The organism is Pseudomonas protegens, assembly GCF_003732485.1.
Taxonomy (GTDB): Bacteria; Pseudomonadota; Gammaproteobacteria; order Pseudomonadales; family Pseudomonadaceae; genus Aquipseudomonas; species Aquipseudomonas protegens_B.
Genome location: NZ_MOAK01000080.1, coordinates 140,406 through 148,651, shown reverse-complemented (window position 1 = coordinate 148,651; position 8,246 = coordinate 140,406). Strand labels below are relative to the sequence as shown.

Here is an 8,246-nt window from a genome sequence, read left to right as displayed (position 1 = left end):
AGCAGAAGCAGGACTATGCCTGGCAGAAGCTGCGGCCGCAGCAGGGGCCGGGGCGTACCGACACCTTCAACCCGACCAAGATGGTGGTGTTCGGCTTCCCCGACGATTCCACCATCGGCACCGTGGACCTGCCGCAGATCTGGAACCAGAAGCCCCGGGAATCGATGTACCTGCACTGGGACGGCAACAACAACCAGATCCGCGAGCGCAACTACGCGGCGGCGATGGCGGTGGGCGCGACCCCGGAATCGGTGCTGCCCCAGAGCTTCAACCGGGTCACCAACTGGCTGCTGGGGCACAAACCGCCGGCCTGGCCGTTTGCCATCGATCAGGCCAAGGCTACTCAGGGCAAGCCGCTGTGGGAGGCCAATTGCGCCGGCTGCCATGACTTCGGCAAGGCCGACACCGGACAGGTCACCACCAATATCCAGGTACTGGGCACCGACTCCCATCGTCTGGACTCCTTCACCACCGGCCTGGTGCAAGCCTTCCATGGGTTCAAGAAGCCGCCTTTCGACTTTGGTGCCTATCGCAAGACCCAGAGTTACAGCAACACCCCCACCGACGGTGTCTGGCTGCGGGCGCCCTACCTGCACAACGGCTCGGTGCCGAGCCTCTGGGACCTGTTGCAGACACCGGAGCTAAGGCCCCAGGTGTTCTACACCGGCTCGGATGTGTATGACCCGCAGAAGGTCGGTTTCATCACCAGTGGCGCGGCGGTACAGGGGCCGGGCTACTTCAAGTACGACACCCACCTGGAGGGCAACAGCAACAGTGGCCATTTGTACGGCACGCAACTCTCCGACCCGCAGAAATGGCAGTTGATCGAATACATGAAGACCCTGTGACGCCCGTCCGGCGTTTGTGCAAAGGGACCATCAAGAGGGATGCCAGCATGTCATTTGTGAGCAATCTGGAACATGAATACGAACAGGTGAAAGCCCGGGTCGACGGGCTGCTGGCCAGGCTCGACCTGGCCTGGAAAAAACTCCGTAGCCAGCTCGAGCCGGCGGAACTGCAGGCGATCGTGCAACTGCTGCAGCGCGCCCATGACCAGGCGCAGTACGCCCTGATCCACGGCGACGTGCCCCCCGGTCAGGCGCCGGTGCCCTGGGAGCTGGCCCACGGTCTGTCGGTGCTGCACCTGGGGAACGCCTCGCCCTTGCCGCAAACGGTGGACGAGTTGAAGACCCAGGTGATGAAGGACGGCACCCTGCTGGGCTGTCGCCAATGGGAGCTGCTGGACCTGCGCTGGAGCGAGGCCTTGCTCAACTGGATCGAGAACCTGCGCAAGCACGCGCCCTTCGGCACCACTCCGGCGCTGATCGAGATGGCCGACAACGTGCTGCTGGACATGGCCGGGGATTGGGGCACGGGATATTTCCAGCCCGATTCGGCGGCGCAGCGCGTGGCGGACCTGATCACCCAGGACAAGCCGGACTTCACCATCCACCTGGGAGATGTGTATTACGCCGGTACCGGCAGCGAGGAGGACGCCGACCTCACGGACTGGCCCATGGGCAGCCAGGCGTCCTTCAGCCTCAACTCCAACCACGAAATGTACAGCGGTGCCCATGGCTACTTCGCCGAGATCCAGGCGCTGTTTCCCAAGCAGCAAGGCACCAGCTACTTTGCCCTGTTCAATAGCCACTGGCTGATCGTCGGCCTGGACAGCGCCTATGCCGCCGACGAAATGAACCTGTACATGGACGGCAACCTGAATCCGCCGCAGCAGCAGTGGCTCAAGGACCTGGTGGCCAGCAAGGGGCAGGGGCGCAGGATCATCGTGCTCAGCCATCACCAGGGGCTGGATATCAGCGGGCAGCAGCAGACCACGCTGTACAAGCAGGTGGTCGCGGCTCTGGGGCGGGTGCCGGACTACTGGTATTGGGGGCACCTGCACAATGGCATCTGCTACGCGCCCAGTAACGGCATGTACGGACGCTGCATCGGTCACGGCGCGATTCCTTATGGCCCCACCAGCGAGCTGAAGGGCAACCCCCAGGTGCAATGGTCGGAAACCTTGTCGGCAGATGATCCGAACTATCCGCTGCGGGTGCGCAACGGTTACGTGAGGGTGAAGTTGCAGGGCGAGACGATCACCGAGGAGTTTGTTGGCGAGAACGGCGCCATCAGCTGGCCACTTGCTTGAGGCGGGTCGCCGTAACGGCCGCACCCGGGGGCGGACGTACCCCGCCCCCGGGCTCTTGTCTGGCCGTTTGTTGCTGGTTGCGCGCGGCGGGGTTTATCCGTGGACCGGCACGCCCTTGAGATAAGGCGCCGGTTCCGCACCGAGGTTGCTCAGCATGCGCTCGCTGTACCAGTCGACGAAGTTGACCACGCCGAACTCGTAGGTCTTGGAGTACGGACCCGGCTGGTAGGCGGTGGAGTTGATGCCACGCTGGTTCTCTTCCGCCAGGCGCCGGTCCTGGGCGTTGGTGGCGTCCCACACCTGGCGCATGCGTTCGACGTCGTAGTCCACGCCTTCCACCGCGTCCTTGTGCACGATCCACTTGGTGGTGACGATGGTTTCCTGGGCGCTGATGGGCCACACGGTGAACACGATGATGTGGTCGCCCATGCAGTGGTTCCACGAGTGCGGCAGGTGCAGGATGCGCATCGAGCCCAGGTCCGGGTTCTTGATCCGCCCCATCAGCTTGGCGCAGCCCTGCTTGCCGTCCAGGGTCATGGACACGGTGCCCTTGAGCAGCGGCATGCGCACGATGCGGTTGCGCAGGCCGAAGCTGGCGTGGGCGTAGGGGATCTTTTCGGCTTCCCAGGCGGCGGCGGAGGCGGCCACGTGGTCCTTGAACGCCTGGTCGGCCCGGGGGTCGGTGACGTCGTCCCATTCCAGCAGGGTTTTCAGCAGTTCGGGGTGCGAGCCGCCGCAGTGGTAGCACTCGCGGTTGTTCTCCAGCACCAGCTTCCAGTTGGCCTTTTCGTGCAAGGTGGTCTGGACCGCCACCTTGGTGTTCTCCATGTCGTAGGGCTCCATGTAATGGGCCAGGGTGGAGAGGAAGTCGTCGATGGCCGGCGGATTCTCCGCCAGCGAGATGAAGATGTAGCCGCCGGCGGTCTTCACGTTCACCGGTTTCAGGCCGTATTGCTTCATGTCGAAGTCGGCGCCCATCTCGGTGCCGGCGAACAGCAGTCGCCCGTCCAGTTCGTAGGTCCACTGGTGGTAGTGGCAGACCAGCTTGGCCACCTTGCCCTTGTCGCTGGTGCACAGCCGTGAACCGCGGTGGCGGCAGACGTTGTGGAAGGCATGGACCACGCCGTCGGCGCCACGGATGACGATGATCGGGTTCTTGCCGATCTGCAGGGTGATGTAGTTGCCCTTGGTGGGGATCTCGCAGGTCATGCCGGCGATCAGCCATTCCTTCTGGAAGATCTCCTGCATGTCGATATCGAACAGCCTTTCATCGCAGTAGAAGGGCTGCGGCAGGGAGAAGGTCCGCTCGCGCTCCTGCAGCATTTGTGCAGTGGCCTTGCGTGCGGGTTCCAGTGGATCGCCCAAGCTCAGGGTTGCGGTGACGTCCATCGTTCAAGTCCTCATGGCCGTTCGGTGCGGCCGGCGAATTAAAAAGTGGCTACGGTGGGTGCTACGCAAGTCACGAAAAATCGGCTGTCGTGTTTGAGGCGAGTGTGGGTCCGCAGGCGCCTTGAACCTTATCCATGGGCGACATGGCCCAATCTGTTCCCGACGGGGGAGCCCCTGTAACTGGGGGCTGGTCGCGATAAGCATGTGAATGTCGCAGATAGGTAAATGGGTGCGAGAAGCCTTACGCAGAATCGCTGGCAAGACGCCGACAGTCGGCCGTGGAGAACAGCATGTCCAACACCTTCCTCAACCCGGTAACCACCCAGACCTGGGCCAATGGCCGTCACATCGTCCGTTGCGTCAAAGTCATCCAGGAAACCTGGGATGTGCGGACCTTCTGCTTCATGGCCGACCAGCCGATCATGTTCTTCTTCAAGCCGGGGCAGTTCGTCACCCTGGAGCTGGAGATCGAAGGCCAGCCGGTGATGCGTTCCTACACTATTTCCAGCTCGCCGTCGGTGCCCTACAGCTTCTCGGTGACCATCAAGCGCGTACCCGGAGGCAAGGTTTCCAACTGGCTGCACGACACCCTGCACGAAGGCCAGGAGCTGGCGGTGCACGGGCCGGTGGGGCTGTTCAACGCCATCGACTTTCCGGCGCCGAAGATCCTCTACCTCAGTGGCGGCGTCGGCATTACCCCGGTGATGTCCATGGCGCGCTGGTTCTACGACACCAACGCCAACGTCGACATGGTGTTCATCCACAGCGCCCGGTCCCCCAAGGACATCATTTACCACCGCGAGCTGGAGCATATGGCCTCGCGGATCGACAACTTCAGCCTGCACCTGATCTGCGAGAAACATGGTCTGGGCGAACCCTGGGCCGGTTACCGCGGTTACCTGAATCACAAGATGCTGGAGCTGATGGCTCCGGACTTTCTCGAGCGGGAAGTGTTCTGCTGCGGGCCCACGCCCTATATGAGCGCCGTCAAGCGGCTGCTGGAAGCCGCCGGTTTCGACATGGCGCGTTACCACGAGGAATCCTTCGGCGCGACCCCGGCCGAAGCCCGGGCCGACGCCGTGGAGCATGCCGAACAAGCCGCCGAAGCGCCGGAAGTGGATGTCGCCGATCTGCATCAGGTGGAGTTCACTGCTTCGGGCAAGAGCATCCGCGTGGCCCCTGGGGAAACCGTGCACGCGGCGGCGGCCAAGCTTGGCCTGATGATTCCCAAGGCCTGCGGCATGGGCATCTGCGGCACCTGCAAGGTGCTCAAGCTGGGCGGGGAAGTGGAGATGGAACACAACGGCGGGATCACCGAGGAAGACGAAGCCGAAGGCTACATCCTGTCCTGCTGCAGCGTGCCCAAGGGCGACGTGCGCGTGGAGTTCTGATTCGGCGTCGGGGCGAGGGAGCAAGCTCCCTCGCTACAGGCTGAATTCAGCTCACGGCCTGCGCCTGCAAATGACGTCCCAACACATCCAGCACATCACAGCCATCGCGCAGCGGAATGGCGCAGACCAGGGCCAGCTCTTGCAGCACCACGGCATCGCCGGGTATGTCGGGGCGGGCGGCGAAGTTTTCCAGCAGTTGAGTAACAGCGCGGATGCGGTAGGCGGCTGCTTCGTACAGCACATCGACAGGGGCCTGGGTATCGATCAGCAGGGAAGGGATGGTGCAATCGTGGCCGGTGATCGGCATGTAGCGGTTCATAAGTCCAACTCCATTCAGGGATGAGCGCTGCCACCTTGCCGTCGCCAAACGAAAGGGTGGCAGCTGTACGCGGGTTGGCGAGCCGGGAATGGAAGAACCGACAGACCCGAAGGTCTCCCGCGCACAGCCGCCATTAAGCGGTCATGCGGTTACAGAGGCGCTGACAAACCAGCTAAAAAACCTCTCAATCCATTCTCTGGGTCGCCAAACCCGTTCGTCATCAGGACGAACTAGGAACTATAGGCATGCACCGCAGAATGGGACAAGGTGCTAGCGGGACAGGACTTTCTGAGTTTGCTGTAGGACTCAGGAGCGCGAGTGTGGATCAAGCACGCCGCCGGTTCAATGGCATTCCTCAGTCGAAGCCGATACTTTCGCTGTGACGGGTTTCGCAGTCGTACGGTTGATCGATATTCGTCTCATAAATGCATAGCTCACAGCAGCTGTGCTCATAGCTGATGTAGCAACAGACAAAAAGTCCGGAAAAAGCCGTTTTTAATCGAGTTTTTACCAGAAAGATCGAGGTTAACGTTTTTTCTTTTCGGCTAGATAGAAGTCTAGATATTTTTTAGGCCTATCTTTAAATGAGCGAGCTTTGCCATAATTATAAGCGCTATCAAAATAATTATACGATTCATCAAGGCTCTTTAGTTCAAAGCAAACCATTCCAAGATCAATCAGTGGAGCTGTATCTATATCTGATCCTCTTGTCTTTAATGCTATTTCAGCCCATTCCTTGGCCTTGGCAAAGGTTGCCATATCAAAATATGCACTATACATACAGGCTGCAATCCAACTGGCAATTTCCCATTCAAGCTTGGGCTCAGGAAGTAGCGCCCAAGCTTTGCAATACTCTTTCAGTGCATCTTCATAAGACTTATTATCATGAAGCTCATTACCTTTCTCGACAGTAGAGACAATTAGCTCCTCTAGCTTTTTATTCATGACAGAAAGAACTTTCATCAATTACCTCCTTGGATCATGGAAATACTGTGACTTTTCTGCTGGTCCAATAAAATCACCTGGGTTTCTATACCTATCAGGTAAGTTTGCACCTTGAGAGCGATTATGGCCAAAATACTCTAACTCATAGTTTTTGGAGTCTCGCATAAAGGCTCTAACTTCTTTAGATTTAGGGCCGTAATAACCACCTTTCTGACTCCAATATTTAACAGCATCTGTTAGGTGAGCCATATCAGCATCCTGAACACGATACCATTGGTTATCTGTTGAACTCTTGAATTGCATCCTGTCGCCAGTACCTCGAATGCGACCTTCCCCACGCATTCTTTCAATAACGGCGCGGCCGGTCTTACTATTTTTCCCCGGGGTTCTTCCCATGTAATTGAGACGACAAGATAGTCCCCACGGATCAACCCACCCCAACGCATTCGGCGCGTACCGATACAGGTTCTCCCCACCCGCCAACCCAATCGGGTCCTGCGTGGTAAACCGCCCCACCGCCGGATCGTAGTACCTGAAGGTGTTGTAGTACAGCCCGCTTTCCCGGTCGTGGTACTGCCCCTGGAAACGCAGGTTCTGTTCCACTGTATTCGGCGATAATGCTTCCAATCCGCCCCAGGCCTTGTAGTAGGCGCGCCACACCACGTGCCCTTGGGCGTCGGTCATTTCTTGTGGGGTGCCGATCTGGTCGGCGGGGAAGTAGCAGTCTGGCTGGTGTCTATACGGTGGGCATGGCTACTTAGGGGGCTGGCTCATCTGTATAGATAATAAACGGCTAATGAATTTCGTTTTACTAGGTTGCGATATGTTAATTTCGGATGAAAGTTATTAAGCGCTGTGTTTTTAGACTTCTTTAAAGCAGCATGTCATCTATGCACTCAATTATTTCTGAAGATGTACTGTTTTCATTGTGAGCGTTTTGCCAGTCTTTAAGTGGCTTTAGATTCAGAAATATATCGCGTTTTTTTGTATAAAGTAAAATATCGGACATGACAAATAATACGGTTGTTCTGTTGGTGTGGTTGTCGGTTTTCAAAAATATATCCAGCAGTAATTCCCATAAGCTATTTATCACTAATTTACTGGCGATGTTTTCAGTTTGATACGCAGACGAAAACAGGTCTCCAATAGAGCCTATCAACTCAAACATATCAAAAGACTGATCGTTAGTATGGTTTTTTACTTCGTTCATCTTCATGGTGATGAACTCATCCTTTGTTGTCATTTTTAATTCGCTCCTGGAAAAGTGGCTGGGGTGCCTATTGGGATGTGTACGTCATTAATCGCTGTCGGATTATAATATGGACTGCTTGGGTTAAATATTCCTGGAGGATGATAAGTTCCGTTTGCATCCATGCTCTTTTTTCCATCAAATATTCTAACAATCCACCCTTGGCTTGCATTCGAACCTGCGGGGGCCGAAGGATCTACTCCATGAATACGTACAGTTTTTGTACTTTCACCTTCTATCCACTTATATTCATATCCATAATTCCCTGTCTGACCATCAGGAGGAGTTAACTTACGAACTTTAGCGTTGTCTGGAATAGTTACAAGACTAGTCCCATCGGCTTTTTTGATTGAACGGCCTGATAATGTACAACTTAACCCCCACGGATCAACCCACCCCAACGCATTCGGTGCATACCGATATAGGTTCTCCCCACCCGCCAACCCAATCGGGTCTTGCGTGGTAAACCGCCCCACCGCCGGATCGTAGTACCTGAAGGTGTTGTAGTACAGCCCGCTTTCCCGGTCGTGGTACTGCCCCTGGAAACGCAGGTTCTGTTCCACTGTATTCGGCGATAATGCTTCCAAGCCTCCCCACGCTTTGTAATACGCGCGCCATACCACATGCCCTTCGGCATCGGTCATTTCCTGTGGCGTGCCGATCTGGTCGGTGTGGAAGTAATAAAGCTTTGCTTCTCGCTCGGGCAGCGTGGGATCAGTGTCGATACGCGCCAGGGGGGCGTAACTGCCTGGCTCATAAACATAGGTGCTATGCCGCTGCGCCTGTTGTTCTTGGAGCAGG

General features: G+C 57.2%; 9 protein-coding genes. 3 read left to right on the top strand and 6 right to left on the bottom strand.

Features of this window, described 5'->3' with window-relative positions:
• A partial coding sequence (locus BLX41_RS35940; RefSeq protein ID WP_259745066.1) for a c-type cytochrome occupies nt 1–848 on the top strand: 848 nt, incomplete at its 5' end.
• A 47-nt stretch (nt 849–895) separates the two neighbouring features.
• Nucleotides 896–2,152, top strand: coding sequence for a metallophosphoesterase family protein (locus BLX41_RS21890; protein WP_123726574.1), 1,257 nt, complete (start codon nt 896–898; stop codon nt 2,150–2,152).
• 93 nt (nt 2,153–2,245) lie between these two features.
• Here BLX41_RS21890 and gbcA read toward each other — a convergent pair whose 3' ends face one another.
• On the bottom strand, nt 2,246–3,541 hold the full coding sequence (gbcA, locus tag BLX41_RS21885) for a glycine-betaine demethylase subunit GbcA (protein WP_025131181.1): 1,296 nt from the start codon (nt 3,539–3,541) through the stop codon (nt 2,246–2,248).
• 290 nt (nt 3,542–3,831) lie between these two features.
• Here gbcA and gbcB point away from each other — a divergent pair, with 290 nt between their 5' ends.
• Nucleotides 3,832–4,932, top strand: a complete 1,101-nt coding sequence (gbcB, locus tag BLX41_RS21875; protein WP_123726573.1) for a glycine-betaine demethylase subunit GbcB — start codon at nt 3,832–3,834, stop codon at nt 4,930–4,932.
• Nucleotides 4,933–4,978: 46 nt separating this feature from the next.
• Here gbcB and BLX41_RS21870 read toward each other — a convergent pair whose 3' ends face one another.
• From BLX41_RS21870 to BLX41_RS21850, 5 genes are all read right to left on the bottom strand, one after another.
• A complete protein-coding gene (locus tag BLX41_RS21870; protein WP_123726572.1) occupies nt 4,979–5,251 on the bottom strand; it encodes a hypothetical protein in 273 nt (90 codons plus the stop codon).
• Between the two features lie 525 nt (nt 5,252–5,776).
• Nucleotides 5,777–6,214 carry a hypothetical protein gene (locus BLX41_RS21865; RefSeq protein WP_123726571.1) on the bottom strand — a complete coding sequence of 146 codons (438 nt, stop codon included), beginning with the start codon at nt 6,212–6,214 and terminating at the stop codon, nt 5,777–5,779.
• Between the two features lie 3 nt (nt 6,215–6,217).
• Nucleotides 6,218–6,880, bottom strand: a complete 663-nt coding sequence (locus BLX41_RS21860; protein WP_123726570.1) for an RHS repeat-associated core domain-containing protein — start codon at nt 6,878–6,880, stop codon at nt 6,218–6,220.
• 187 nt (nt 6,881–7,067) lie between these two features.
• A complete protein-coding gene (locus tag BLX41_RS21855) occupies nt 7,068–7,439 on the bottom strand; it encodes a hypothetical protein (RefSeq protein ID WP_123726569.1) in 372 nt (123 codons plus the stop codon).
• Nucleotides 7,440–7,441: 2 nt separating this feature from the next.
• A complete protein-coding gene (locus tag BLX41_RS21850; protein ID WP_123726568.1) occupies nt 7,442–8,245 on the bottom strand; it encodes a polymorphic toxin type 30 domain-containing protein in 804 nt (267 codons plus the stop codon).
• Between the last annotated feature and the right edge of the window lies 1 nt (nt 8,246).

Excerpts from the sequence above, each read along its gene's own strand:
- BLX41_RS21890 (WP_123726574.1), top strand. The coding sequence starts at position 896 with ATGTCATTTGTGAGCAATCTGGAACATGAATACGAACAGGTGAAAGCC.
- gbcA (WP_025131181.1), bottom strand. The coding sequence starts at position 3,541 with ATGGACGTCACCGCAACCCTGAGCTTGGGCGATCCACTGGAACCCGCA.
- gbcB (WP_123726573.1), top strand. The coding sequence starts at position 3,832 with ATGTCCAACACCTTCCTCAACCCGGTAACCACCCAGACCTGGGCCAAT.
- BLX41_RS21870 (WP_123726572.1), bottom strand. The coding sequence starts at position 5,251 with ATGAACCGCTACATGCCGATCACCGGCCACGATTGCACCATCCCTTCC.
- BLX41_RS21865 (WP_123726571.1), bottom strand. The coding sequence starts at position 6,214 with ATGAAAGTTCTTTCTGTCATGAATAAAAAGCTAGAGGAGCTAATTGTC.
- BLX41_RS21860 (WP_123726570.1), bottom strand. The coding sequence starts at position 6,880 with ATGACCGACGCCCAAGGGCACGTGGTGTGGCGCGCCTACTACAAGGCC.
- BLX41_RS21855 (WP_123726569.1), bottom strand. The coding sequence starts at position 7,439 with ATGACAACAAAGGATGAGTTCATCACCATGAAGATGAACGAAGTAAAA.